This window comes from Gluconobacter cerinus (assembly GCF_002723935.1).
In the GTDB taxonomy this organism is placed as follows: Bacteria; Pseudomonadota; Alphaproteobacteria; order Acetobacterales; family Acetobacteraceae; genus Gluconobacter; species Gluconobacter cerinus.
On record NZ_BEWM01000005.1, the window covers coordinates 22,852 to 49,252 of the forward strand.

Here is a 26,401-nt window from a genome sequence, read left to right on the forward strand (position 1 = left end):
CTGAAGAAGCCGGGACGACATGTCGTCCCGGCTATCTTGGTAGAAATGGATGAGTGTCTTAGGCGAAGAGCGATTCAGCGCGCTGCTGGTTCTGGTCTTCCAGCAGATACGGTCCTCCTGCCAGGACTTCGATGGCCAGCATCCCAAGGCTATTGGCTGAACGTTCTCCCAAGGGAAGAACAGCGTTACCATTCGTCCAGCGGATGTTGCCCTCTTCGACAGGATACCAACCTGCAAGATCACTTTCGGACTTCTTGGCGGATAGGCAGATTGATTTGCCGGAGTCATAGAAGGTGACATCGCCAACGCAAACGCCGAGCTGTCGCCGATCGTCAACGAATGGACCGACTGTATCGCAAGGGCGGCTGGAGCGTGACACCAGTCGTACCGATGTTACGGCAGAAGGGATCATGAACAGAACACGGCCACCCGTGATGCGGGTTTGATGAATGAGCAGGCCGGTGTCCGAAACGAGATGAAAATTTGAGTTCATCGTCATGGCAACAGGTGGTGTTTGACCTGGAATGCGGAGCTGTTTCGCTCGCTGTAGAATTCTCTCAAAGAGCGGCTGCACGAAACCGCGTGCCACCGTTAGAGAGGCTGCTGCATCGTTAACCCAGTTTTTGGGTTGATCCGATTTCGTTCGGCCTGAAATAACAGTCACGTTTCCATTCTGGCGGAAATGACGGCGATTTCCGGTGTCCAGATAACTCTCAGTCAGCATGCCATCAGCCATGATGACTGAGTGGTCTTCAGTCTCTATGTGGAAATAGGTGTAGCTGGTGATGCTGCGGCCGTAGAAAATGGATCGTCCGTTAACCAGCATGCGGGCAGGCACAAAGTTACCGTTAAAGAACAGACAGTGCTCTGGCGTTATGAGAAGATCCTTGTAGGGAACACCTTCTGCAATGGCATCTTTCAGAATACGGACAGGATATCCTGCTTGATCGTCTGGAAGATCGGCTTTCGTATTAACGTGAGTATGACCTGCCCAGATAACTTTAACGGTTTTTTGTGATTGACCGTTATAGGCCAATACGACATCGCCAACGTTAATATCCTGAACGGCTTTATCGCCGGACGGTGTTGCAATCATGGAATCTGCAAGGAAGCAGACGCCGACATAAGTATTTCCGCTATCGTAGGTAACAGAAAGCGGGTTATTTTCGGTTGAATTAACGGAATTGTATGTACCGTTAGCGAGGGTGATGCCTGATGCTAAGGAAACACTATATTCAGCAACTTCTGTTCCATCGCTTCCATACAATGTTATAGTTTTTGTTGAATCTCCAGAAATTGTATACTTTGTTATAGCGGCTACGGTATCCTGAAGCTCAATTGTGTCTTTGGATGGGTCGTAGTTCTGGATTGTTGTCGCTGCCAGCGATCCTGAAGCCAACAGGCTGATAGCCGTTTTGCCACCGTTTAGAATAAGTGTTCCGCCGCCAGTCCCAAATGAAACGGTCGATCCTTCCAAAGCACTCGCCAGTGCGGCCCCAGTATTGAATGTACCACCATACTCAATATTGACAGTGGAGCCATTCAAAGCGCCAACAAGTGCACTTCCGCTGCTTCCTGTAAGTGTGGCGGTACCGCCAGCAACGTTAATGGTTGATCCCGTGACGAGATTGGCCAAGCCGGATATAGATGTTGTGCCGCCAATGTAATAAGTATTTGCTGTCGCGGCACCCACGCCAATAATGAAGTCGCCCGTTGCTCCCGGTACGCTGACGTATGTTCCGACACTGAGAAGATTCAAGAGAACGCTGGAATCTGATGAGCCGGTGATGACATCTCCTGAAGCAAGAAGCTGGACAAGCCCAAGAACGTTTACGCCGCGGTTAATATCAGTTGCGTTCAGTAATTCTGTGCCGTCTGGCGCTGTAATGGTAACATCATATGAGTTATATACAGAGGGAAGTAAGGAAGTATTTGTAACTGTATAAGTTACTCCAGAACTTGTTTTATAAACTTGAGCGCTGGCCATGTTTCTTCTCCTGCTTGTTTCATGATTTCCATGAGCAAACATTAGCTATCGACATAATAGTCGTCGCTTTCGATACATGCGCAAGCTAGCAGTTAGAAATTTATTAATGCAAACCTTAATGTGATGAAATTTGACGATAATGGGGCATTTTCACAGGATCGTGATTAGAAAGTGGCTAAATTCGTTAAAATACATTATTCGTTATTAATTAGGAAACAAATATTATCTTTGGCCCGATCAATCAGTAAGGATGGCGATGATCTCTTACTGATTGATTTTTATAGGTTATTTCCGGAATGGTCCTGTTAGTTCTGAGGACGTGCCAGTTCATACAGAGCAACAGCTGCTGCATTGGACACGTTCAGGCTTTCCATATTCCCAGGCATATAAACGCTGGAAATCTCGTCACAGGTTTCCCGAGTCAGTCTGCGTAGCCCTGCACCTTCTGCACCAAGAACCAGAGCAACACGGCGTGTACCAAAGCTGCTTCCGTCGAGCCTTGATCCGCCGGCGTCCAGTCCGACAACCCAGACGTCCTTCGACTGTAGGGTTGCGAGCGCGCGCGACAGGTTCACTTCCCGGATAATGGGAACAAGATCCAGTGCGCCTGACGCCGCCTTGGCCATGGCACCGCTTTCCTGCGGGGTATTACGATCCTGAACAAGCAACGCACAGGCGCCGAATGCGGCAGCGGAGCGTAAGATGGCGCCGATGTTCCGAGGATCTGTCACCTGATCCAGCACAAGAATTGGGCCGGGCCGTTCAAGTGCTTCATGAATGGTTGGCGGTTCGAGGGCTTCGACCCGCAGGCAGACGCCCTGATGAACGGCGTCACGCTCACACAGGCGATCCAGTCGTTCGCGGTCAACGATCTGGGGTTGGGCACGGAGAGACTGACTGAATGAGGATGCGGCTTCCCGGGTTGCGAGAAACTCGAGAATGGTTCGGTCAGGATTGTTGAGTGCGGCTTCTACGGCATGGTGGCCATAGATCCAGTATCCGGAGGCAGGTTTGCCTGAACGGGAGGAGCGCTCGGCATTGCCGGAACGTTGAGGGCCTCTGTCCCCAGAGTGGGACGGGGCGGCGGATCGGGAGTTTGGTCGTCTGGACATGAAAAAATCATATAATCGACGATAGGCGATTGACATAGCCGTTCATCCGCCATATTCCAACCGCCGACCCGGAGAGGTGCCCGAGTGGCTAAAGGGGGCGGACTGTAAATCCGCTGGCGTACGCCTACGTTGGTTCGAATCCAACTCTCTCCACCAGGTCTCCTCATTTTTCTCATAAAAATCAATTATTTAATGGTTAGAGCTTCGATCTGACCCATGTTGAAACCCACGTTAAAGGCTGGGTTTTAGAGAGATGTATGGGTACGTCTGGGAACAATCGACCGTTTTGTCGCAGAAAATTCCCATTCCCAGATTGTTAGGCAAAAATCTATTTTCTCTTTCTCAAATCGCCTTGGTAATCGCCAGAATAGCTTTGATCCCATTTAGGATCAGATGGTTAATGGCGTAAAACAACCTCTATGGTTTCAAGGGATGAAGCATAGAGATTTCTTATAGTCGAAGGGCCCGCCTGAGCTCCGTATGCTCAAAAGCACTGGCCATTCGATTGATTTCGCTTCCTCGCGCACCTGCGGCTTTGGCCACGTTACGCCAGCTGGAAGTGACCGTGGCCACGTCCCGGATGATGGTGCGCGCGCGCTCTAAAGACAGTTCAAAATAGCCAGAGGCGGCTTCCAGAAGATCCAGGGAGCAGGTGCCGTCGTCCAGATCGATATGGGTGCTCAGAACCCGTGCCTTGATGTCGGAAGGGACAGGGTTGAGGTCATAAGCTGGAGAGAGATGCCAGCCCGTGTCTTCGGACCACAGGAAGCCGTGATTGCGCAGATGGTCATCCACATTCGAAATCAGGACATTGAAGACCATGCGTCGATAGAGCGCCTGAGCTTCTGCTTTGCCTTGGGAGCCCTGAAGAAAAAGGATCTCTGCGATTTCAGGGTAACTGGCGCTTTCGCCATCCTGACGGCCCAGCATCGCCATGGCAGACAGGAAGGGAATGCGCCGCTCTCTTGTCCGATCAAAGCGTTGCGTCAGAAGGACACGTTGTCCTGAGACTTCAATCAGTCGGTGTGGGGCGGTAGGGATTCCAGCCTGATCTGCAAGCCTGAGGGCAATCGCTTCCCAGGTCTCGATGCAATAATCGTCGGTTTCCTTTGGAAATTTGGCGATGGCCGGATGTCCGTCCTGATCTCGAACGGAGATCTTGGGCCTGGCTCCCCCCAGACACGTGGCGACCGGAAGAAGTGACTGCAGTTCGTCTTCGGTCTCTTCGGCGCTAAAAAAGCGATCTGCGATTTCCATCAGGTGACGGAGTTCTTTGAACGGTGCGTAACCACCAGAAGGAGAGAGAAACTCTTTTTCTGTGATGGGACGAAAACGTAGGGCGCCAAGCCTCGCATCGTCTGCTACGGCCATCAGGAAGTCAGTTCCTGACAATATCCGAGCCGCCAGACACTGACGGATTGCATGATGATGCTCTGCGCGTTGCAACAGTCGTCGACCCCAGCTGTCTGGGCTGGAATCTCCTATGGATCCGAAAATATTCTGTCCTGAGGGTGGAGCGAAAATGCCAGACTGTAAGGGTAATCCGGGCTCCAGAGGAAATCTGGCGGGGTGGTCAAGCCATCTTTCATCATATTCGAACAGGACGCTTTCGCTGCCCCTTGTCGAACTGCATCGCAGGAGACCGGCTGGATACTGGCGTTCTTCCAGATCAAGCAAAACTTCGAAATCAGACATTTCTCAATGATATCAGCTTTCTCAAAATCTCTATTCACGTTCGCAGGGTGTGGATCTCAGTATGCCTTTATGGGCTGTCCATTATAGGGGAGAGAGTGGCCGGTCCGATTTGGAGCGCACAGACAATATTTTCTACCGCTCTTTCAGCTGTGTGTGATGACTGGTGCGCGGCCAGCTCAAAAGCCACTAGAAGCTCAAATATGGCGTTAAAGCCGACATGCCTTTGAAACCCACGGTTCACTCCCACCTTTGGTGGATTGTCTGTTTTTGCCGTAAGATAATTTTATCGATTGGTTCCAGATCCTTCAATCTCTTCTCCAGGATGTAATGATCAGTGCACAGACACTTCGGCGTACGCACATGACTGATCCTTTTTTTGAGTCGTCACCGCACAGTGAGTGGAACGCGTGCGTTGGGTCACAAGGTAGCGAAGAGGCTTATGTAGATGGGTATATAGAAGCCGCTATTACTCTAGTTTCTGCGGTGGTCGACAATAACCATCCCGAAAGTCTCGACACTCTTGCTATGCCGATTCTTTTCAATGGGAGGCATGCTCTTGAGTTATCTTTAAAATTCGTCATTGCTCGATTGAGTGAAATCAAGGCGATTGCCGATCGACCAAAGACTGATCACGATATCTTTGCCTATTGGAAGCATCTGCACGATGCGAGTGTCGGAGATAAAACAATTCAAAGTGTCATTGGCGCTCTCCGCCCTTTCGTCGATAGTCTCTCCGCTATCGATAACGATGGGCAGCAGTTACGCTATGCGAAAACTCTTGATGGTAAAGTTAGCTTAGAAAGTATCGCGACCATTGATCTTCTTCTTGTGAAAGAGAATCTTTTGGTGCTGCGTAAAATTCTTGCACGCCTTCGGGAGCGCGTAGAAGAGTACGTACATGAGAGGTATACCGAGACATTTACACAAGAATGTTCACGCAAAGACTTGCTAGATATAATGGGCATTTTGGGAGAATACGCAACATGGACCGATAAAAGCTTTACAGAACGGAAAAACGAAGCACGTGAGCGCTTTCGTTTAAGTGGACGGCAATTATCAAAAGCAATCGACAAGATTAAATCGTCTCGCGAGTTGAGCGCACTTATTGGCATAGAGAAAAATCTGGCGCATCTCAGTGATAATAAAATGGAAATAATCCTTCAAAAGTGGGGCGAATTTAGTTCATCTCAGCGGAAAAAGTTAGAGGGCGACCTATTTGAGTGTCCTGACCTTAATCAGTTTGAGGATTATTATAAAAAGAGGAAGGATTTAAATGATTTCATATCGTCTTCGTTAACACTGGATGAATTTTCAGACCTCTGTGCTCTTTATTATCTTGGGAGAGATTTAAAGTTTGGAGAACAATATGATACTGTGTTGCACTATACAAAATCACAGTTTGCTATTCAAACGTATGGTTCCCACATCAATTACCTAATTTCCAAATGCAATTTACTCGAGTGCGTTATTGACGGTGTGGAGCGAGCTGGCAGGCCAAGTCTTGCAAATAAACTTCGTGAAATTATTGTAGAAAAATAATTTTCTCGATCATAACCCAATGTGGTGTTTTTATTGTTGGGTTTTTCATCAATTTAGCGGGGTTCTCCAAGGCGCCTATGGATTAGAACACACGAAAACCTAAGACTACGTGTCGACTTTCTCGCATTTCTTTCCAAAAGCAGACCCCCCGCTTCCGGCCAAAAATGCCAGCGAGAGTTCGCGCTGGTCATGTCCGTTATTCGGAAAGCGATCTGAGAGGCTGTATGCTTGCGGTAAGGCGAGTGCTGCCCGTCTGCTCAATTTTCGAAACCAACAGGCAGAGCGAGGAAGTCAGCGGCCCTTGATGACTTTGTTGAAGTCAACGTCGTAGCCAGCAGCATGCATCTCCTTGGCGAGCTCCATTTTCCAGGCGCCGGCATCGTCCCATGAAACGTACAAGACGCCGACGTAGTCGGACGGCAGTTCGACCTTCTCCTTGAGCAGCGCGCAGACCTTATCCCGCCCGAGGCGGCCGACGAAGTAGCCTAACTCTAACATTACGTTCTGCCTGACGCGTGGCTTGTCGTGGGTATCGGTCTTCGCCCTGCCGACATCGTCCGGGGTCAGGAGGACCACTGCGAAACCTACATTGCTGTTCGCGATAAGTTTCTCCGGGATGGTCATCCCCCTGCTGGGCTGTTCGTGCAGAATGACTGGCTGCAACCCTTGCTGTTCGAGGAAGCGAGCCACGGTTTCCTTGGTTCCGTTGTCGCGGCCATGAACGACGAATATTTTGTTCATGTCTATGGCGGTCGGTGGGGCATCCTGTGTGGATGGAGCCGATTGCTCGACGAACGTCTTGAAGTCCCGACCGAACGGCACGATGACCGCCCTTGTCATTTTATGGATACCCGAGATGAGCTTGCTGCCGTTGTGGAACCAGTGGTGGCCGAAGTTCATGAACCAGTCCGGATTGGCGGCGCCGCGCTCGATGAGAGCGATGGTGAGACCAAGCTCCTGCTCCTTATCGTCGGGCCACTTGAGGCTCGCGCTGCCCTGCATGCTGCCACCCTGATTGCTTTCAGCGAGGAACCGCTCGAAGTCGACCTTGGTGCTCAACCCCTCGCTAGTGGTGCGCAGCTCCTCCGCTTTCAGAGCCCCAGCCAGCTTTTTCAAAGGGCGTTCATAGGTGTTGTAGTCGGCCTGTTGCAGATCGAGTATGGCGTTGTTCAGTTCAGCGAAAGCAGACTTCAAAGTCATTGAGCGTCGCCTTCTAGACGGGCGGCTGCAGCCTTCATAAGTATTTGTTCGCGTAGATTCGCTTTTATCTGTGCCACCAAGTTGACCGCCATGTCGTTGTACTCGTATGAAATCGCTTTCTGATGGATGGCAGCTTCCATCTCGCTGATAGCCAGTTCGATGCTGCCTGGATCGCTGGGATCGAAGGATACGCTCGCCAATTCTCCGTCAACTTCTTTGGCGAACTTGGCGAGTTGGTCCATCTCTCTGGTGAACTTATCGAGACCCGTGATCTTGAACATGTATTCCCCTCCCAAGGGATTCCTGTTCAGGCGATTAACATGGAGTAACGTATTCCATAGCTGCCCAGTATCGCCAATCAGCCTACTATACAGCAGTCAATAATATCCCACGATATCTTTGCGTTGTCATTATCCGATCACTGCATTCCATTGATCGGCCGAGAGATTGGCTGCTCCCGACGGGAATGAAAAACTGCTTCTCACCTAAACTAGGTTGCGAGAGACCGCGTCTCCCATGCCCACCACCCGGAAACAGCGTGCCGGATAGCAGGCATAATCAGTTTATCTTAACGCAGTCTGGTTTGACCATAAACGTAATGGCAGGGTTGGGGTCAATTGCCTTGATAAAGAAAGGAATTTGCGTCAAATCTTTGACTAATGCGGAGAGAAAATAGCGTACGATGGCATTCAACGAGGATCGCCAGGTCCTGAACCTTACTGATAGCGAACTTGAAGACCTGATCAAGAAGTGGCTCGCGAAGCTTGCGGATACTTATGTCGGATTCGAGCGCCCAACTGCATCGGCAGACATGGGGCGCGATGCTGTAGGCTTTCTCTCGGCGCGTCGGTACGACGGAGACTGGCACAACTACCAGTGCAAACATCTCAAAGCGCCCTTGGGTAAGGCCGAGTTCGTCGCCGAACTCGGGAAGATTTTTTATTATGCAGGCCGAGGCGAATTCACGCTACCTACCAGTTACATTTTCGTTTGTCCCAATTCGGCGGTCCGGGACGTCAAGAAAGTGATCGACAGACCGTCGCTCATTGCAAATTTCCTGATCGACAATTGGGATGCATATTGCCTGAATGGCATATCGACGACGCCATGCCCGCTAACCGCGGCTCTCACTACTGAGATCCGTGCCTATGCGTTCGAAAATGTAGAACTCTGGAAAGCTAGTGAACTAGTAGAAAAACCCCAGATGCGGGCCGTCCTGCACGAGCATCTCGAAATTGACCCGGGCGAGGCACCGCGGGTGAAAGCTGCTGACGTGCCCGAAGATATTGCTGCCGAAGAATGCGCTTATGTAAGCCAGTTGGTAGAGGTATTCGCCGCCGCGAGCGGCATACCTTTCACAGGTTACGCAGAGGTCGTGGCCAATGCGATCTACGGCCCCCAAATTGTTAATGCTCGTCGACGGTATCTCGAACGTCAGGCTTTTCGACGCTATTTTCGGGACAATCTGCCTGTCAGCCAGATCGACAACGTGGATGAGGATGTGCACGAGACCGTAATTGATCGATACTACGCTCTCGGTGCCGCCCCACTTTATGAGAGGCTCACACAAATAATGGAGGTCGCCTCCATTGTTCAGGTTACCGGCGCATTGGGACGGCACAATCGCGTGACCCCAAGCGTCAAACAAGGAGCGTGTCACCACTTCGCGAATGTCGGACGCATGCCATGGGCCTGAGTACGTCAATTGCCCAGCCACAACTATTCAATACCCCGCTCGAAGCCGGCATGCGGGCGCTGCTCATTCTCGATGCTTTTGCGCCTCAGACCCTCGACCTCGCAACAATGTCGCTGCTGGACTATTACATCGTTCACACCGGCGATGCTGGTGGTCCGCCGAGCCTCCACCCTGAAATCAACGCGCGCACGGGGGAGTATTTCGTGCGCCGGCATGTGATCGAGGAGGGCTTGGCGCTGATGGCCCGCGCATCGCTTGTAGAACAGGTGTTTACGGGTAGCGGCATCGCGTTTCGGGCACACGAAACGGCAACGGCGATGATCGACCTGTTGGGAAGCGCCTATAATCGCCGCCTTGCGGAGGCGGCTCAGTGGTTGGAGCATCAGGCCACTAACCAAGGCATGGACCTGTTCATCCAGCATCTGAAGAACGGGCTCGAATGCTGGTCTTACGAGATTGTTGGAAGAGAAACTGATCATGTCTGATCGGCGCAGGATCGTTATCGATCAACTCATGTTTAACGGACCTGAACGAGATCCGGTGTCGGTTCAATTCAAGTCTGGTGTGAATATTATCTGGGGTGCGTCGAACACCGGAAAATCTTTTATACGCAAGTCGATCGACTACCTCTTAGGTGGGGAACGTCCGACTTTACCTCCTGAGGGCAAGGGGATAGACAATTTTTTTCTTTGGCTCACTCTCCCTGGTGATCAAAAAATTACGTTGCGGTCGTCTGCTTCCGGTGGCGACATCTACAAGGCCGAAGGGCATCTACAGACCGTTGATCAGGGATCGCCGGGATATGAGGCGTTTTCACGAAAGCACGTCACTTCGCCCAACGTTTCTCGCTTTCTCCTCTCCAGCGTCGGCTACCGCGAAGCACAGCTGTTAAAGAATGAACGGGCAGAAAAAACTCCGTTCTCGTTGCGCGTCGTCATGCGTTATCTCCTCATCGACGAGACGAGGATGATCGATGAAAAGAGCCTGCTGCTCGCGCACAATCAGCAAGTCACTTCGGAGGACAAGGGGCTGCTCAAGTTCCTGCTCACCGGCGTGGATGGCTCGTCTATCGCGCAGGTGCGATCCGGCGAGCAACTCAAAGCAGCAAAGGAGGGGCAGATCGAACTCCTTTCTCAGATGGCCGAGCAACTGCGAGAAGTGATCGACGATACCGTTGAAACAGCTTCAGTCGTTGCCGATTTGAGGGCAGCCGAGAGGGAAATGGCAGACCTTCTCGGCGTAGTGGGAGAGCGCCAGAGCACGCTTGATGCATTGGTGCTCGAAGAGCGCCGCCTCTCGGACGATATTCAAAGTTATTATGCTCGAATTGCCGAATTGAATGCTCTGAAGGTGCGGTTTGATGAGCTTGCACGCGTCTACGCCTCGGACATCGACCGCCTTAACGGACTAGAGGAGGGCGGCTTTCTCCTACAACGTTTTGCCACGATCAATTGCCCGCTGTGTGGGGCTTCTCCCGACCATCAAAAACACGATCATGGTCTTGGCGGCATTGAAGAGCAACGTCACGCCGTCGAGTTGGAAATCGAGAAAATCCGTCTTGAAGCCAACGAACTTGCTGCGGCGATCAACGATGCCGATGCTGAAATCCGGGAAGTCGAACGGCTCACCGACGTGGCAGGCGACAAACTGAACCGAGCGAGCCTTGTCCGAGTAGAAGCCACGCAAAGCGAGGTATCAGCACGATCCATTTTTCTCAGCGCCACCGAACGGTGTGAGAACCTTGAAACCGACTTGGACAACCGGCGTCGAATAGTCGAACTGGAGTTGCATATCGCGCGTATCAAGGCAACAACTACGCGGTCACGACAACGCGCGGATGGCATCGACGTCAATCTCAACCTTTCGGACAGCGAAGCGCATGAACTTTCGACCGTAGTGAAACAGGTTCTGAAGGCTTGGAACTACCCCGGTGCCGAAGCATTACATTTCGAGAAAAGTGACCAAGACATCGTCGTAGATGGCAAGTGCCGCCGCGACAACGGCGCTGGAGTTCGAGCGCTTCTGCACGCAGCCTTCAAGATCGGTGTGCTCGTATATTGTATCGAGAAGGGGCGGCCTCATCCAGGTTTCGTCATTTTGGACTCTCCCCTCTTCGCCTATCGTCCTGCCGAAGAGGAACGTTTCGAAGATCTCGCTGACGATGAGTTGGAATTGCGAAAGGCCGATGTCGCAACGCACTTTTATCAGTATCTGCAAGGAATGGCCGACCAAGCCCAATTCATTATCATTGAAAATCATAAATCCGATCAGGACGTCGTCGAACCATACTCGAATTTTCAGTTTACTAAGAACCCGCGCATCGGTCGGCCTGGCTTGTTTGTCTGACGTTATGCTCGCCTATGTTCATCTATGATGGTGGGCAAAGGCAGGTGGAGGGATCGAAGAATCGTTGGTTGATGCGCTTGGCTCGTGATTTCAGGGTTGTGGCGTGCTGATTGAAGGTTCCCGGGGTGGCTTTCGATCTGCGTTTTGAACTGACGGGGGAGTATCGCCACCGGGATGGCAACGCGCTCGCGTTCAACCTCTCGAGGAAGAGGAAGCGGCGCATGTTGTAGACAATATTGTCCAGGCCGATCCGTATGGTGGCCCGGGTAATATCCACGGTTCAGACGAACAGACCCGTCTGCGATGTCTGATCGGCAAAGACATGCTCGACGCGCGATAGGATCACCAACTTCCCTGCATTGGACCGCTGGATATGGCGGAGCATGGACTTGAGATGCGGCGTTTTCCTGAGGACCTTCGAGACGAAACCCTCTTTGTCCATGAAGTCCTCATTGGCTTTCGAGCGATATGCGGTGTCGGCCCAAATGGTTGAGGCCGTATTGGTTTTATCCAGCACGCCCTCGCGCAGTCTGGCGCCATCACTGGCAGCGGCATTCGTTGTCTTCCATTTCCGGATCAGTCGAAAATTTCGATCGATGGAAACATGCGATTTGTAGCCAAAGAACGGAATGGCGAGGTCCGTGGCCGGGAGCGTCCCGTCCTCCTGCAGCTTTGCCTTCGTGAACTTCAGCGTCCAGCGGCGTGCCTGTCCTTGTGGGACAGGCACACCGGCTTGTCTTCCCGGATCCGGCCTTCCCGAAGATCGGCTTTCTCCCCGTTGGTATTGCGCTGCTTTGGCGCTGCCACCGGCGTGGCATCCAGGATCTGGTCGGACATCGGCAGATACCAGCGTTACGCAGGGTGGCGTTAAAGCGCCCGAACAGCTTCTGGATGGCGACTGCCTCGGTCAGACGCTTGCGAAACAGTCAGACCGTTTTGGCATCGGGCACCCGGTCCGACAGTCCCAAACCGAGGAAACGCATGAAGGACAGGCGGTCGTTGATCAGATATTCCGTTCGCTCGTCGGAGAGATTGTTCAGCGTCTGGATGATCAGGATCTTGAACATCAGCATCGGATCGAACGGGCGACGGCCGCCTTTGCTCCTATCTGAATAGGCCAGAGCCTTCTCCAGATCGGGGCGGAACGCATCAAAATCTACAGTCCGGGAAAAAGCTTCGAGTTGGTCGCCGAGGCCGCTTAACCGGGCAAGCCGCTCGTCACATCAAAGAAACCCAGCTGCTTCATGAGCCATCCCCCCAATCATCACACAAGGTAGGGAATCACAGCCAACAGTTCAGAGCCAAGGGGTTTTTCGAACCCTCCAGATGGCCCATTAGGCTTAATTCGAAACCGGCAAATCGTGCTGAGCGGACTATTAATGTATGGATATCAAAACGCGGCCAGCAACGCCCGCAAAATGTTTGATTCCACTCCCCACGCCTTTCCGTCGTCTTGACTGGTGAAAACCCCTAAGATGCTTATCTGATTACTGACAAGTTTAATGGTATCCATCATGGGACATCCTGATAAGCCGGACGGTATGGAAGTTACGGCCGGTTCACCTGTCGCTGTGTAAATGTTTCGTCGTTTCGGATAATGTAACCCGACAAGTCCAGGGCGCATGCCAAGCCTACGATTGCTATAAATATGGGGGGCAGGACGTAGTACATTCCCTGCTCTTTTAAAATCACGGGCAAGGTAGCCTCCAATAGTGACAACCCTTGCATCTAATGGCCGCAAGGCCAAATTGGCAGAAGGCAAGCACCTCTTCAGTGGAAACTCGTCCATATAAATCGCTGCAAGGTCATGATTTTTTGCGCTGAAAAGAGATTCGTTATTCTGACCGATATAGACCCAAGAACCCCCTATGTGAACGGCTTTATCTCCGGGGCTTTCTTTCCAATTGTTTCCTCGCAGAACATGCTTGGCTGTAACAAGCACAGGTCTGGACCGGTGGGCCACTAGGAAGCCAGTACCTACCTGCATTGGTTCTGTCGGCCTGCGACTATGTGAAGTGTAGATTGCTACAAGACTCGGTTGAATGAGAGATGTGAACCGTTGAAACCAGATAGAGCGTATCATCATAATTCACTTTTGTTGTCTATAATGCTTGGACATCACCTGACAGAAGGCCTAATCCTTCTGATAGTCGAAGCAGAATACTATGGAAGATTTTGCCGTCTTTCTTGGCGCGTGGGAAGTCAGAGCTGAAAAGAAATTTTCCTAGGTAGCATCCAACTCCCACGATATTCTCGTCTCTGAATATATTCCGAAGCCGAGACTTGCATGACAATCCATCATCAGCCTTTGTGGTCTAATTGTTGGACCGTAAAGGCGCATTCGATACTAGCGGTTACTGGATCAATTAACCCCGAAATGCTGCTTATGTTCGCTTCTGGAAAACCGCCTTGGCTCCAAGAATGACCGGAATGACCGGAATGAGCGAAATCCGTCATCAATATCGGTCGCACGAGTAGTTAATTGTCTAATTCTCTTGCCTAACAGCTGACACTCTACTTACTCTCAAAAGCAGCCATTTCGTCCGGATTGATCACTATTAGTGAACCGCCAACTGAAGCGCTTAGTTGAAAAATCCCTTTGTACTTATCCTGCGCGATGCGGCGAGCGGTCGAATTTCTTTCACAGTGGTCGAAAACTCTTCACATTGGGGGGCTCAGGTCGAAAAACGTTCACAGGTGCCATGAATTTTCGCCTTCTGGAGGCGGGAGATCTGGATCGGTTTCTTCAGGGTGGTTGTGCTGAGGGTGTGAGGATTTCTGGACTCCGAACGGATCCTTCTGCCGCTGTAAGGCGATCGCCCTGAGCAGGATTAGGGCGCGGTCCGTTCCCCGTGTCTGTTGCATCTTGTCCATGAGATCCGGGTTGGCTCCCATCGCTCGATCAAGCGTCTGCCGAGCGTTGGGCCAGAGGTTTTCCAGTGCTTTTCCTTGATGGCGCAAATGATCAGCCTGCCGGAGAGGGACGGGGGCACCGTGTGCGGCATAGGCCGCTGCCTCTACCCAGGCACGAGCATAGGCGTCCATAACGTGGACCAGACGATGGGCGTCAGGCGTGGTCGGCGGAGCTCCCAAAGTAACCTCCAGTACGCCAAAAACCTGTCCGAACTGCTCGGCACCGTTTGTGTGGCGGGAGACGAAGCGTGCCAGATCCTGCCGTGTCACCCGCTGCTGTTCCTGGCTCAGGACCTTTCTTACGAGATGCGGATTCTGGAGAAGTCGGCGTCCGTTCCGGTCTGCGATGGCCTGATGGGCTTTGATCTGACGCTGCCTGCGGGACGCACGGAATGGGCCATCAACCGGACCAATTTTGCTTTGCGGCTCCAAAGGGATGCAGCGTGCGGCATAGGAGCGATGATCGATGCGGCGATCAATGCCAAAAGTCGCCAGACGCTCGTTGGCCAGATCTGCCCAGGCCTGGCGCCAGAAGAGTAAAAGAGACTTTGCATTCCACGCCCGGTTTTTCTGACCAAAGACGCTGTGGTCTACATGGCGCATGGTCAGCATCACGTGCGCATGAGGCTTCTTCTGTCCATTCCTGGCGATATCCCAGTGCACATTCAGATCGGCGATCATGCCTCGGCTGACAAATTGCTGGCGGACAAAATCCCGTGCCAGCCCAATGGCCTGAACAGGCTTGAGCTCGCACGGCAGAGCAAATTCCACCTCCCGGGCCAGTTGGGCATCTTTGCGTTTTTCGACACGCTCGACTTCGTTCCAGAGTGTGCTCCGGTCCAGAAAAACCTCTGACGCACCTGTGGGGAGCAGGATCTGGGAGTGGATGACCCCTGTTTTTTTCGTGAAGGCATGTCGCCTGGTGCGGAGGCTATCGTGCAGCCGGGATGCTGAGCGATAAGCTGCCGATGCAAGGGCATTGCGCCCATGGGAGCGGCTGAGGATCTTTGCGTGCAGGTGATAGAGAGCCATGCCGAAATCGTAACTTCGGCACTTGCAAGAGAGACCAATGTATAGGCGCGCACTTGCCTGATCCGGTCGGGGGATGAAGAGACGTCAAACCCTGTGAGCAGGAGGTCTGACACAGGCTTTCAGGATGTCGAAAAACTCGAGATCGCTCCGGGCCTCAGCGGCTCTGGGATAACACGATCCTTATCGTTGCCCATCATTTGATTGTGGGCGCGAAGAACCAGAAGATACCCAGCCTGTCTTATTAATGATCCCGGAAGCGCTTTATGGATTACTAATGATCCATAGTCAGCAGAATGAACATCACGGAAGGCTGAGAAAGACGATGGTTAAACCCAAGACTCGTGCCTATGCGCGGTACACGCGCATTGCGATGTCAGTATTCGGCAGCATGATTCGCGAGCAACGGATCCGCAACCGAATGACGATGGAGGAACTGGCCGAGCGAGTTGGCATTTCCCGATCTCTCTTGCAGAGGATTGAGCGTGGGGATCTCACATGCAGCATCGGCGTCGTGTTCGAAGCGGCGTACATTGTCGGTGTTCCTTTGCTGCATCAGGATCTCAACGCGCTTTATCTGGAACGCCATCGGGTCAAAGACATTCTCTCCCTGCTGCCAAAATCTGTCCGGCCAACAACTGTCGAGATTTGTGATGATTTCTAGACTGGAAAGGGAGCGGTTGATGTCGAGGCCGCCGAGCTTTCCACTCGTGGAAAGGCGTCGTGACAGTCGTTCCGGGTCGTGCCGACTGCCTGAATGTCTTTGAAAACTGCCACTCTCTGCCGAGAAATCCGGCACGGCCTGTGCTTCGTGGTTGTCGTACCAGTCGTGTCAAAGGGAGGCAGATGGATGGTGGTGGTACGACAGGCACGATTGCAGAAAGTAAAGTCGTGACTACCGGCGGGACGCTGTCAGCGGCAGAAAGCCAGGGTTTGATCGAAGCTGGCACGACCGGACCGGTTGTCACGACCAGAAAAGAATACCGTCGACCTGCGGGCTGCAGTGTCAGGCATGGTCATCATCCATGATGTCACTCCTCACAACATAGACACGAGGGCGTCCTTCACCCGGAACGCGGATTGGCGTGGTCAGATTTTTTGCATCCGCCGGGATCAGATAGGCCGCATCCCGAACGGCCTTGGCAGCGCGTGTCGCATCCAGTCCCTTGCAGACCTCCGCCTTCCAGGTTTCAGGCAGGAAAAGGTATTCCCAGCTTTCGCCGTCCGCCGTGCCAATCTTTCGCTTGAATCCGGCACGATTGATGGTTCTGGTCTCGGCAGGACCTCCCGCCAGAGTGCTTTTCATGTGCGCTATGTTACTGAATCGGCTCTCGCCGTGCTGCTCGATGAAAGCCCGGACCTGTTTGATAGCTCTGGTATCTTCGCTGGCCCCCACACTGCCGCGTTCTGTCAGCCATGCCTTGAAGCAGATGCCCGCGGCGTCCAAAGCCTCGCCGTGCTTCCAGGGCAGCACGCCATAACCTTGAGCCAGTTCCCCCGCTGCTGCGATGAGCGCAAAACGGCCAGCGACACTTCGGACCTGTCCATCTGCGCCCGCTGGTACAAAAGCAGCCTCAAAGCGCTTGCGAATTGCTTTGATGGCCTGCTCCAGGTCCTCGGCTTTGCTGGCCCGATCCTGAACCAAATGGCTCAGAAAGACGCGGGAGGCCGTGCCGTAATACGTGCGCGAAGCAGTCCTCAGGTGATCTGCCAGATCGCCGGCTGAACTTATGCCATGAAGGGTCTCGAAAGCGCCCATTCCTGCACCGGCATCCGCAGGAATATTGACCAGGCGGACTTCCTGACCGGCCATGACCTGCTTTCCAGCTTCTCCCATTTTGGCTGCCAGTGTGATTTCGCCAGTTGAAAGGAACAGGACGCGCCATGTTTTGCGCTGTCGTGCGTCACCATTGCGGCTCGCCCGCTGCTTGCCGGTATTGTTGGCGAGCATATAAGCGATCTCACCTACCTCACGGGCGTCGGCCTGTCCCATTTCATCAAGAATGAGCACGGTATCGGAGGTCTCGGCTGCCACGCCTTCCAGACCGTTGGCTGTCCCGCGCCACGCCCTGATTTGTCCTTCGCGATCGCCACGTCCCCAGACGCTTCCCGCGATGAAAGCAGACGTGCTTTTGCCGGATTGTGATTTGCCCACCAGGTGCAGACCTCCTGACTGCTCTGCGGCTATATCGAGAAGAGGTCCGGCAAAGGCTGCACTGATGAAGAGTGCAAGACGACTGTTGCCAACCGCATAGGCCGCGATCTCCCGCTGCCAGTCTCCAAGAGATCCTGCCGTTGCAAACTCGCGTCCGGTCGTAGCGCGGGAAGACTGGAATACGACAGAGCGTGCGCCTGTTCCGATGGTCTGGCCGCCCGGCAGAATAAAGGAATGACTGCTCTGGGTGGGATGCCAGCCCGCACGATCTACGCATCGCAGTCTGAGCTTGGTGTGAACGGATGCGATGAATTGCCGGAGATAGCGCGTGCCGGAGATCGAGCAGTTCAGACCTGCGTCCTCCAACTCTCCCGCTATGTCTCTGCCTTCTCCATGAACCATTTTTTTGGGAATGGACCATTCATGTACGCGGCTGTCCCGGTCCTGCCAGCGGATCAGCAGACCCCAGCCAAAGCCGCCACCGTCATTGGTCTCGGCAATGACATCGAAGGGGGCCGCAATCCAGACGGGAGGCGGCACGATATCGCCTGAGCCTTCAGACTGAAAATACAGGCCTCCACCTGACATGACGTAACCAGGCGGCATTTCAACATTGGGGGCCGCAAGAGGGGCGCTTTCCAGGCAGGGGCGCAGGATGTCCAGATCTGCCAAACCGCTCCCGTTGGTCATTTCTGGTGGCAGATCATCTGCCAGATCCCATCCAGACGGCAGACCCGAGGGAAGGACGACCTGCCGGACGATGTGCGCGCCCACATCGCGCAGAGACCGGATCACGGCATCCGCCCAGGATTGACCGGCTTCATCAGCATCAGGCCAGAGGACAACCCTGCGCCCGGCCAGTGGTCGCCAGTCATTGCGGTTTGCGGACTTGCTTCCTCCCTGAGAGGTCATTGCCACATAGGCAGGGAACAGGATGCTGGCGGCCTCAGCTGTCTTTTCTCCTTCGACCAGGAGCACGGTTTCTTCCGGGTGCCCCGCCAGACGGTCGAGGCCGTAAAGCGGAAGTGGCTTCACGCCTTCCTTGATGTGCCAACCCGTAATGTCCTGCCTTGTGCCGCGGCTGTCGGTCCAGATCCTGCGCCCATAGGCATAGGGGAGCACGGTCTTGCGGCCGTCTCCTGTATCTTTGCGGAAACGCGCGCAGAGCGGCTGCCCGGCAGCATTGCGATAGATCCAGAGTGCTGAGGCGCCGTGTGGCAGGGTGGGGTCTGCGGGCGCCGGAGAAGCAGGTTCCCACACCTCGTGGCTGTCCTCTCCACTACGAGGCTTCTTTTCAGCCTCGGACAAAGGGGCGAAGGCCTTTGTATGCGTCATGGTATCGCTCATGGGATGTCCTCTAATCCCAGCATGACCGCGATTTTTCGGGCAGCGTCGTGGTACGAAAGTCCGAACAGGTAAGCGGCCAGAGAGACAGGATCTCCCCCTCGGTGCTCAGTGGCAAAATCTGACCATCGCCCTGTATGCAGGTTGATTTTGAAGCTGCCCGGATGGCGATCTATCCGGCAGGGGTTCAGAGTGACCCATTCACGCCCTTCTTTCCTACCATCCGGAAGCCAGCGTTGAAGCAGAAGGGGAAGAACGCTCAAGGCTGCATGATTAATGCGGGCGCAGTCGACCGACCGCGCCGATGCAGCCCGGTCGCAGGAAGACGAAGAAAACGTCATGTCAGCAATGCTTTTATAGTGTCGGCGAAATCAGGGCCGCCCAGAGGGCAGAGGACCCTGATCGCGCCGATAGGTGTTTGAATGAAAGCGGCAACGCGGAAACAGCCCGATGACGGGACTGTTTCCGCACAGATCCTTTAGGACGGTGTGTCGAGCAGATCTGCGTCAGACCAGTTTTTCATCAGGCGTTTGAAGTGCTCGGTTTCGAGGGATGCTTCTCGTTCAAGGTCGAGGAGGCCACTCCGTCTGGCCTCTGCATCCCAGCGCGCACAGGCACTCCGCAGATCGCGGAGTTTGTCATGACGATCTTCGCGCACGGACTCTGGCAGGGCACGCCAGAGTCTGATGAATTCCTTCGGGCTGTTGACATGCAGCGGTGTGACTTCGGCCGCTGTCGAGACGAAAATCCCGATCATCAGGCCACGTGGCCCAATGCGTTCTGTCAGTTTCTGTCTCTGCCGGGAAACCTCATTCCACAAAGCAGACACGCGTAGGCGTGCGGCCTGGATCTCTTCCAGTGTCAGAGCGCTCATTGCTGGCCCTCCAGCATAGGAAATGAAGGAAGTGCACAAGGATCTGTAGAGAGCAGGCTGACGATGGCAATCAGGCACAGAGTGGCATTTGCCAGGCCTGAGGCAAAGTCACAAAGGGCGTGCAGTTTGGGAACTGCTGCCCGCAAGGATGTGGATATGATATAGGCGCGGTTAGCCATTGCCGAGTGTCCTCTCGGTTTGTGGTTAGATCAGGCCAGAGGCTCCTACCCCTCTTGTCTGATCACCTTGCTACAAGGTGACAAGGTTGGCTCAAAGTGCCATTCTCGGTGAGAAAGTCAACAACTTTGTCACAGGGTAACACAGTGGACGCCGTACAGTGCCGAATGGCTCGAGCAGCTTTACAAATGGGCGTACGGGAGTTGGCGGAGGCTGCAAACGTGTCGCCTACTACCATCACTCGCCTTGAGCGGGGAGAAGCTCTCTACCCACGTACCATTCAGGCTATACGGTACGTTTTAGAAGCAGCGGGAATTGAGTTTGTACCGGAAAATGGCGGCGGTGCAGGCGTTCGGCTGAAAAAGCACGAAGCGTGATAAGCAAAACTTGTGTAGCAAGCGCTGGTCGCGCTTATGTCACGTGGCAACTGTCTCGACGGGGATGGAACGTGCGTTCCTCTACGATCGGTTCTTCACGATCAACTGGGGTCGAGATCCAAAAAGGGGTAGGCGACAGGCTGTTGCGCGTACAATCACGCGCCTTCAGCAGTAAAAATGCGGTCAGGCTGGGGGTAAATATTATAAATCCGGATGCTTTGGCGTTCGACTGGATGATTATAACGACAAATGTAATGTCCTCTGAGCCAATATCCTTTTTATTAAATAGCCTGGAGGTTTTCGAACTCCGCAAGAAGGATCCGAGCGGCCCGCTCTATTGGTTGGATCCGCCTCGGTATCTGAAAGATGTTTTCAGGGAACGCTGGGATGATTTGGGATAAGAATTTTCTTCGTTCAGGCCGCCGCTTTGAGGCGAGGTAGTGTTGAGAAATGTGCTTCAACAGAATGGGTCACGATCCTTGTAATTCGACCAACTTTTACCGCTTGAATGTCTCCTTGACCCAACATGCGATAAATTGTTGACCGACTGATGTTGAAGCGCTGAGAAATCAGAGGAATGCTGGCATATTCTGGAAAGGCTGCGACGGTGTTCATTATTTGTTCTCCATGTTGGGCGCACCGAAGTTGTGGCCACGAATTTAGTCTGGGGTATCTGTTTTTCGAAAAGCAAGAATCTTGAATGAATTATTTTTGGAGTTCGGATCGGGTGACGTACTGACACCATTCTTGCATTAACAGCCGCCGCTTTTCGAAAAGGTCGCCGCGTCGATAAGCGGCTTCGACCTTATCACCGATGGTATGCGCTAATGCCATTTCGGCCACTTCTCTTGGAAAGTCGGTTTCTTCAGCAGCCCAATCCCGAAAAGTAGAGCGCAGACCATGCACAGTAACATTTTTGGTGCCAGCCGCAGTGTGAAGGGCTTTGGATAGCGCGACGTCCGAGAGGTTTTTCCCAATCTTTTGGCCCGGAAAGATATAGTCGCCATTCTGGGTATCACGGAGAGGTAAAACAGCTTCTAGTATCTCTAATACGCCGTCGCATAAGGGAACGCGATGTTCGCGGCCTGCTTTCATACGCTCTCCTGGTACGGTCCAAATTTTCGCGTTCAAATCAATTTCATTCCATGTGGCTGAGCGTACTTCACCGGAACGGGCTGCTGTAAGGCAAAGAAATTGTACGGCTTTTGCAGCCAGCCCATTTGACGTGATTAAGCACTTCATTACGCACGGCATGACCATTCGGTCCACAGCGGCATGGTGTTCTACTTTTGTAATTTTTGTTGGGGCTGGAAGAATATTGGAAAGATGGCCACGCCACTGGGCTGGATTTTCTCCTTCTCTCCAGCCATGGGTCTTGGCGTAATCCAGAATACGTTCAATTCGTCCACGTACTCGGCCTGCTGTCTCGGTCTTGGTTGTCCAGATTGGGCGCAGGACATTTAAAACGTCTTCTGTTGTAATTGTTGCAACTGGTTTGTCGCCGAAAACTGGGAAGACATAGCGCTGTAGAGACGTAGTCCAAATAGGTGCTTGTCGTGGATCTCTCCAGGCAGGGCTTTGTTCCTGAATATAGCGGGAAGCGATATCATCGAATTTTAAGCTGCGTTCCTGCTTAAAGGTAGCTTTCTGAGATTTTCTTTCCTCTATTGGATCGCACCCATCAAAAATCATCTGTCGAGCTTCAGCCGCCAAACGGCGAGCATCTGCCAAGCTAACATGCCGCACTGATCCAATTCCCATTTCACGGGTCTTTCCCGTTAGTGGGCTTTTAAAGCGAACAGACCATGCTCTGGTATTCCCTTTAATAGTGAGCCAAAGGTTTCCGCCATCGCCATACACGCCATCTCTAAGGGAATTCATTGTACGGATGGTCAGACGATTCATTACGATTTTCGGCATACCTCAAATTATAGCAGAGAATATCTGATCAATCACGAAAACCCACGTTAAGACCCATGTTAAAGATCTTGATAATGGGGTTCTGCGTGACACAAACGGGGATGATTTTTCTATAAAATCCCTTGGAATCATATAGATAATAAGGCAGGTGTGGACAGTATGAAACAATAAGTCGGTGGCAACTCTCTCCACCAGGTCTTTTCTTCCAAGAAAATCAGTTATTTTGCAGCGTGGACACCACTCAGTTCTCGCTGTGCGTAGGGTCTGACGGCGGTATAGCTTCGTCGAGGGTTGATCTGTGCGAAAGACCGCACATTGAATCGCTCAACTGCACATTTCATCATGACGATAAAATCCAGACGTCCGGTTAGGCGCTGTGGGCAACATTCAGTGGCGCGTTATTAAGTTTTTTTTGAGCGCCGCTGGTTTGAACCTGCATATCGGACTTCAAAGTCCGCATCGGTCGGTTTCTTCTGCCGGTATTGTTTGCGAGTATTTCCTGCGATCTTGCGAAATTTGTGTGACACGGGCCATTCGCCTTGACGTGTGCCGCTGCGCGCCCCCCCCCAATTTTTTACCAGATATTCTTTTAGGGGGGGCACCACTCATGGAAAGACCTTGGTTTGCGGCGAAGCAATATGGTTATGGAGCAGGGCGCGCAATAACATGGGAAGGACGTGTGACCATTCTCGTGTCTATTGGCACAATCCTTCTGAGCAATATGGTCATGATGTGGGCCAAGAGCGTTTCCGTTGTTTATTATTTCCCTTATCGTGGACCTTGTGTCGGTCGTCGGACTGCTTTGGATTTGTTCGGCTAAAACGGAAGGCGGATGGAAGTGGCGATGGAAAGGCGAATAGCTGTTCCATCTACTGCTCAAATATAAACTCTATCCCAGCCAATCATGCTGCCAAAAAACGAGTAGGCCGGTGCTGCAGAGCCCAGTGTTTCATTTGGATGCGGCCCCGGGATTAAGAGTTACTTAGGCAAAGTAATTTTTACGACAATATACGGTAATTCCTGCATGTCTTTTCCATTGTGGAAGTCTGGCAACCGCGCCCATTGTCCGATCGTGCAGTACAGGCCGTCTTTTCCGTAGGTCAGGCCATCTGGTTCAATCATACGCGGATCATGGGCCGCGACTGATAATGTGCCATCAGGAGCATGCTTCAGGATTGCGTGGCGTTCGTCATCGGTAATGTAGAGAGAGCCGTCAGGTCCGGTTGCCATGCCGTCTCCCATCCCGCTTTCGCCTTTATCAAGGACGGAGGCTTCGATGCGCTTTTCTGTGGCTTTCCAGTCCGACAGAACTGACGTGGGGGCCGCATAGAGGCGGCGGCTTGTTTGGGGCTGCCAATAGAGCGTTTGCTGGTCTGGGCTGAGGCCAATACCATTGGCGCCCCCCTGGGGCATTTCAGCTTTGGTTGGATTGTATCGGGCTGCTCTGCCATCCATGACGGCGACAAAACCGTTCTCGGGCATGACGGGTTTCGTATTGGCCAGAATGCGGCGCTGGTGCCCGGAAGCAAGATCCACGACGATCAGCGCCGGATGAGTACCCGTTGAAGTGTCGGTAATAAACGCGGTTCCAGACTTTCCATGTGTCAGGTCAATCCGAACGTCATTGACGTGACTGTCTGGCAAAAGAGTTGGCGCCGACAGGGTAAGAACGTTCAAAACCTTGTTGGTCGTAGGATCGATTTCAAACAGCTTTTGCGCGCCTGTGATCGTTCCTTTGCCTGCCAGCATCCCTTCATCGAGCACCCAGAAGTGCCCTTTTGCATCAACGGTCATGCCGAGAGGGGACACGAAATCCTGCTGTGTTTCGGCATTGGGGAACGGCGTCAGGTGGCCGTCAGCATATGTGGCGAGACGTGGCCCGGAATGGTCTTTGACGCTCCGAGGAAAGCCAAGGACGAGCCGACCATCTGGCAGTGCGGCAATGCCGGAGGGCTGCGCATCGGTAAAGCGCCCGATGATTTCGACGTTTCCGGACGCTGTGAAACCTTTGTCTGTGGTTTCCGCAGCGTGGGCAGTGGAAGCAATTAATGGGGCGCCAACGAGTGCGGCAAGAAGGGCTGGATAGCGAAGTGTCATGAACCAATCTCCTTGCCGCACTGGATCAGAACGCTGTGCGGGTAACAATTCAAGTTAAGTTGAGCGTTAAAGTTTCAGGCTGGAAAGTTATCATGCAGCAGGCTGGCCCTAGCTGTTGCGTAGTCGCTCTCGAAGCGCAGGGTCATGCGCGTATAGGTAAAGACCTTTCATCCCGCGGGTGAGCAGGACATTCAGCGCATTCAGAATGATGCGTTCTTTCGCCATCTGGGGAGCAACAATTCCGCTCTGTCCCTGAAAGGCAGCACTGTCTTCGTAGCGGGCCGGATCGACGCGGATACTGTCAGTCTGAGCGTCATAGAACAGGGAAGGGCCTAGAATGACGCCAGCGTAGTTCAGGTCAAAGCCCTGAATTGTGTAGACCGAGCCGACTTCGTCAATCGTGTCAGGGCGTTCGGCCCAAGGAAGCTTTTCATCGGGTTTGGAGCGATCCCATCGCAGGCGGAAACGTCCTTCCTCGATGAAGTGGTCTTCTCCATCCAGCCGATAAGAGTAGTCGTAAGTTGAGAGCAGTCGGCATAGGCCGACTTCGTTATTCCGCTCTTTCAGGTCATCGTAAAGCTGGGCGCAGTCGTCATAAACGCGCAGATCAAAGTCTGGGTCTTGAGGGTGCTTTCCCACGTGTCCCGCTGCAAGTTGGTCCAGCCAATGCCGAACTTCTGGACCCGCCTCGACGCGAAATTGCGTGGTTAAGTGCAGGGTTTGGGTTGCTCGACCCGTTTTGAAACGGTCGAGCAGATCCGCAGACCAGTGACTCTTGAATTTCAGCACCTGTAACGGGTCAAACACCACGACGACTACGCGGGCCAACGCCAGAATTTCTTCGAGATGGTTTTGTTGCTGAAAGTGATTGTATCGGTCAGCTCGGGTGAGAAGCAGATGGGCTTCATCGACCAGAACAATGTCTGCCGTCTGATTGGTTTTGTGCAGGCGGTTGATGAACGTCGTAGGTCTGTCGAAATCGGCCTTGCGAAGAGTTGGCGTCTCCGCAGCGACATTACGGTAAAGCTTCAGCATTTCCGGATGATTGACCAGTAGCATGTTGCGGGTGCCCGTCATGGGATCATCTGGGTTCTTTGAGCGTGCGCGTGTCTGAATTGTGTTGAAAATTGCATTGAGGACAACGCTCTTCCCTGTGCCGACAGCGCCTTCAATGATGAGGAGCGCGCTCTGATCTGACAGATGCGCGGAGCAGAACGAGAGGACGTCGTTTAAAAGATCCTTCTGCTCAGCTGACAAGTGACGCGACAGGGAAAATTTTGTGATGGCGGCGTTTGTTTGCGCTGAAGAGAGCTTCTCAGTCTGCGGCAACATCGGCCACCTTGGCATCGGTGATACGCTGAGCGTCCGCGGGGGAAATGCGCACCACGAACCCTTGATGGCCAGCGTTGATGTAGACTGCTTCCTGTCCCATGGCGTCCTGAGACAGGACAACGGGAATGGGGGAACTCTGGCCGAAGGGGCTTGTGCCGCCGGATTGATAGCCTGTCAGTTCGTGGGCCTTTTCCGGATTCATCATTCTTGCGTTCCGGCCGCCGAATAAGGCTGCGACCTTCTTCAAATTCAGCTTCTGATGAGCAGGAGCCACGACACAGGCTGGCTGTTTCTTGTCGATTTCGACAACGAGGGTTTTGAGCACACTGCCTGGATCAGCGCCGATGGCATCAGCCGCCTGCATACCGATCAGGCCGCCATTCGGATTGTATTCGTAGTCATGCAGACTGAAAGGCACGCCCTGTTTTTCAAGGAAAAGAGTGGCGCTGGTTTCTCGGCTCATGTGTGATCCCCTGTCTGGCCGCGAAGCACCTTGCAGGAGCCGTCGAAGGGGGCACGATCAGTCGATAAACATGTCCGGTCGGCGGCTGAAGCGGATAGGCGCTTCCATGTCAGGCTCTCTCACGGAAAAGAGAGTCTGACATGCT

The 26,401-nt window shown here is 53.1% G+C and carries 24 protein-coding genes, 1 tRNA gene and 1 pseudogene; 10 read left to right on the forward strand and 16 right to left on the reverse strand.

All coding sequences use genetic code 11. The annotated features are described in order from the left end of the window. Window positions 1-58 precede the first annotated feature (58 nt). Together GCE01_RS11925 and rlmB are read right to left on the reverse strand one after the other, a co-directional pair. Window positions 59-1,987 carry a Hint domain-containing protein gene (locus GCE01_RS11925; protein WP_099213075.1) on the reverse strand — a complete coding sequence of 643 codons (1,929 nt, stop codon included), beginning with the start codon at window positions 1,985-1,987 and terminating at the stop codon, window positions 59-61. 305 nt (window positions 1,988-2,292) lie between these two features. Continuing rightward, on the reverse strand, window positions 2,293-3,099 hold the full coding sequence (rlmB, locus tag GCE01_RS11930) for a 23S rRNA (guanosine(2251)-2'-O)-methyltransferase RlmB (RefSeq protein ID WP_244591209.1): 807 nt from the start codon (window positions 3,097-3,099) through the stop codon (window positions 2,293-2,295). Window positions 3,100-3,169: 70 nt separating this feature from the next. On the opposite strand from rlmB, the gene GCE01_RS11940 reads away from it, so the two are divergent. Further along, window positions 3,170-3,255, forward strand: a tRNA-Tyr gene (locus GCE01_RS11940). A 294-nt stretch (window positions 3,256-3,549) separates the two neighbouring features. On the opposite strand, the gene GCE01_RS11945 is transcribed toward GCE01_RS11940, so the two are convergent. Next, window positions 3,550-4,794: a type II toxin-antitoxin system HipA family toxin gene (locus GCE01_RS11945; RefSeq protein WP_099213076.1), complete on the reverse strand. Its 1,245-nt coding sequence runs from the start codon at window positions 4,792-4,794 to the stop codon at window positions 3,550-3,552. Between the two features lie 360 nt (window positions 4,795-5,154). On the opposite strand from GCE01_RS11945, the gene GCE01_RS11950 reads away from it, so the two are divergent. Continuing rightward, entirely contained in the window at window positions 5,155-6,333 is a 1,179-nt protein-coding gene (locus GCE01_RS11950) for a hypothetical protein (RefSeq protein WP_145995795.1), read from the forward strand. Between the two features lie 291 nt (window positions 6,334-6,624). On the opposite strand, the gene GCE01_RS11955 is transcribed toward GCE01_RS11950, so the two are convergent. After that, window positions 6,625-7,533, reverse strand: coding sequence for a TIR domain-containing protein (locus GCE01_RS11955; protein WP_099213078.1), 909 nt, complete (start codon window positions 7,531-7,533; stop codon window positions 6,625-6,627). Continuing rightward, window positions 7,530-7,814, reverse strand: coding sequence for a hypothetical protein (locus GCE01_RS11960; protein ID WP_099213079.1), 285 nt, complete (start codon window positions 7,812-7,814; stop codon window positions 7,530-7,532). Before GCE01_RS11960 ends, GCE01_RS11955 begins: the two co-directional genes overlap by 4 nt. Window positions 7,815-8,215: 401 nt before the next feature. Between GCE01_RS11960 and GCE01_RS11965 the strand changes: the two genes are divergently transcribed. From GCE01_RS11965 to GCE01_RS11975, 3 genes are read left to right on the forward strand one after another with little or no spacing between them, the layout of a single operon-like run. Beyond that, the gene (locus GCE01_RS11965; protein ID WP_099213080.1) at window positions 8,216-9,229 is read left to right on the forward strand and encodes an ABC-three component system protein; all 1,014 of its coding nucleotides are present in this window, start codon (window positions 8,216-8,218) and stop codon (window positions 9,227-9,229) included. After that, on the forward strand, window positions 9,220-9,714 hold the full coding sequence (locus tag GCE01_RS11970) for an ABC-three component system middle component 2 (RefSeq protein ID WP_099213081.1): 495 nt from the start codon (window positions 9,220-9,222) through the stop codon (window positions 9,712-9,714). The genes GCE01_RS11965 and GCE01_RS11970 overlap by 10 nt, the downstream gene beginning before the upstream one ends. Next, on the forward strand, window positions 9,707-11,575 hold the full coding sequence (locus tag GCE01_RS11975; RefSeq protein WP_099213082.1) for a coiled-coil domain-containing protein: 1,869 nt from the start codon (window positions 9,707-9,709) through the stop codon (window positions 11,573-11,575). Before GCE01_RS11970 ends, GCE01_RS11975 begins: the two co-directional genes overlap by 8 nt. Before the next feature lie 184 nt (window positions 11,576-11,759). On the opposite strand, the pseudogene GCE01_RS11980 reads toward GCE01_RS11975, so the two are convergent. Together GCE01_RS11980 and mobQ are read right to left on the reverse strand one after the other, a co-directional pair. Next, a pseudogene (locus GCE01_RS11980) lies at window positions 11,760-12,821 on the reverse strand (IS5 family transposase); the annotation flags it as partial. A 1,445-nt stretch (window positions 12,822-14,266) separates the two neighbouring features. Next, window positions 14,267-15,520 (reverse strand): MobQ family relaxase, encoded by a 1,254-nt coding sequence (gene mobQ / locus GCE01_RS11985; protein ID WP_099213083.1) that lies wholly within the window; start codon window positions 15,518-15,520, stop codon window positions 14,267-14,269. Window positions 15,521-15,842: 322 nt separating this feature from the next. On the opposite strand from mobQ, the gene GCE01_RS11990 reads away from it, so the two are divergent. Both GCE01_RS11990 and GCE01_RS11995 read left to right on the forward strand, forming a co-directional pair. Further along, window positions 15,843-16,181, forward strand: coding sequence for a helix-turn-helix domain-containing protein (locus GCE01_RS11990; RefSeq protein WP_046901019.1), 339 nt, complete (start codon window positions 15,843-15,845; stop codon window positions 16,179-16,181). A gap of 59 nt (window positions 16,182-16,240) precedes the next feature. After that, window positions 16,241-16,546 carry a hypothetical protein gene (locus GCE01_RS11995; protein ID WP_099213084.1) on the forward strand — a complete coding sequence of 102 codons (306 nt, stop codon included), beginning with the start codon at window positions 16,241-16,243 and terminating at the stop codon, window positions 16,544-16,546. Here the strand turns inward: GCE01_RS11995 and GCE01_RS12000 are convergent. From GCE01_RS12000 to GCE01_RS12015, 4 genes are all read right to left on the reverse strand, one after another. Further along, on the reverse strand, window positions 16,524-19,019 hold the full coding sequence (locus GCE01_RS12000) for a DUF927 domain-containing protein (protein ID WP_099213085.1): 2,496 nt from the start codon (window positions 19,017-19,019) through the stop codon (window positions 16,524-16,526). The two genes, GCE01_RS11995 and GCE01_RS12000, sit on opposite strands and share 23 nt — an antisense overlap. Then, entirely contained in the window at window positions 19,016-19,357 is a 342-nt protein-coding gene (locus GCE01_RS12005) for a hypothetical protein (protein ID WP_099213086.1), read from the reverse strand. The genes GCE01_RS12000 and GCE01_RS12005 overlap by 4 nt, the downstream gene beginning before the upstream one ends. A gap of 137 nt (window positions 19,358-19,494) precedes the next feature. Further along, complete coding sequence (locus tag GCE01_RS12010) at window positions 19,495-19,890, reverse strand: hypothetical protein (RefSeq protein WP_099213087.1); 396 nt, start codon at window positions 19,888-19,890, stop codon at window positions 19,495-19,497. Then, window positions 19,887-20,069, reverse strand: a complete 183-nt coding sequence (locus GCE01_RS12015) for a hypothetical protein (RefSeq protein ID WP_099213088.1) — start codon at window positions 20,067-20,069, stop codon at window positions 19,887-19,889. Before GCE01_RS12015 ends, GCE01_RS12010 begins: the two co-directional genes overlap by 4 nt. Window positions 20,070-20,234: 165 nt before the next feature. On the opposite strand from GCE01_RS12015, the gene GCE01_RS12020 reads away from it, so the two are divergent. Together GCE01_RS12020 and GCE01_RS16690 are read left to right on the forward strand one after the other, a co-directional pair. Further along, window positions 20,235-20,444, forward strand: a complete 210-nt coding sequence (locus GCE01_RS12020) for a helix-turn-helix domain-containing protein (RefSeq protein ID WP_099213089.1) — start codon at window positions 20,235-20,237, stop codon at window positions 20,442-20,444. A gap of 71 nt (window positions 20,445-20,515) precedes the next feature. Then, the gene (locus GCE01_RS16690) at window positions 20,516-20,845 is read left to right on the forward strand and encodes a hypothetical protein (protein ID WP_145995796.1); all 330 of its coding nucleotides are present in this window, start codon (window positions 20,516-20,518) and stop codon (window positions 20,843-20,845) included. Between the two features lie 13 nt (window positions 20,846-20,858). On the opposite strand, the gene GCE01_RS12025 is transcribed toward GCE01_RS16690, so the two are convergent. Together GCE01_RS12025 and GCE01_RS12030 are read right to left on the reverse strand one after the other, a co-directional pair. Then, window positions 20,859-21,059 (reverse strand): helix-turn-helix domain-containing protein, encoded by a 201-nt coding sequence (locus GCE01_RS12025; RefSeq protein ID WP_099213090.1) that lies wholly within the window; start codon window positions 21,057-21,059, stop codon window positions 20,859-20,861. A 90-nt stretch (window positions 21,060-21,149) separates the two neighbouring features. After that, window positions 21,150-22,364, reverse strand: a complete 1,215-nt coding sequence (locus tag GCE01_RS12030) for a tyrosine-type recombinase/integrase (protein WP_099213091.1) — start codon at window positions 22,362-22,364, stop codon at window positions 21,150-21,152. A gap of 607 nt (window positions 22,365-22,971) precedes the next feature. Here GCE01_RS12030 and GCE01_RS16885 point away from each other — a divergent pair. After that, on the forward strand, window positions 22,972-23,184 hold the full coding sequence (locus tag GCE01_RS16885; protein WP_167386165.1) for a hypothetical protein: 213 nt from the start codon (window positions 22,972-22,974) through the stop codon (window positions 23,182-23,184). Window positions 23,185-23,342: 158 nt separating this feature from the next. On the opposite strand, the gene GCE01_RS12035 is transcribed toward GCE01_RS16885, so the two are convergent. The 3 genes from GCE01_RS12035 to ybaK all read right to left on the reverse strand — a co-directional run bounded on the left by GCE01_RS12035 (window position 23,343) and on the right by ybaK (window position 26,256). Further along, window positions 23,343-24,461, reverse strand: a complete 1,119-nt coding sequence (locus tag GCE01_RS12035) for an SMP-30/gluconolactonase/LRE family protein (RefSeq protein WP_099213092.1) — start codon at window positions 24,459-24,461, stop codon at window positions 23,343-23,345. A 108-nt stretch (window positions 24,462-24,569) separates the two neighbouring features. Further along, complete coding sequence (locus GCE01_RS12040) at window positions 24,570-25,793, reverse strand: DUF2075 domain-containing protein (RefSeq protein WP_099213093.1); 1,224 nt, start codon at window positions 25,791-25,793, stop codon at window positions 24,570-24,572. Beyond that, window positions 25,777-26,256: a Cys-tRNA(Pro) deacylase gene (ybaK, locus tag GCE01_RS12045; protein WP_064275129.1), complete on the reverse strand. Its 480-nt coding sequence runs from the start codon at window positions 26,254-26,256 to the stop codon at window positions 25,777-25,779. The genes GCE01_RS12040 and ybaK overlap by 17 nt, the downstream gene beginning before the upstream one ends. Window positions 26,257-26,401 lie beyond the last annotated feature (145 nt).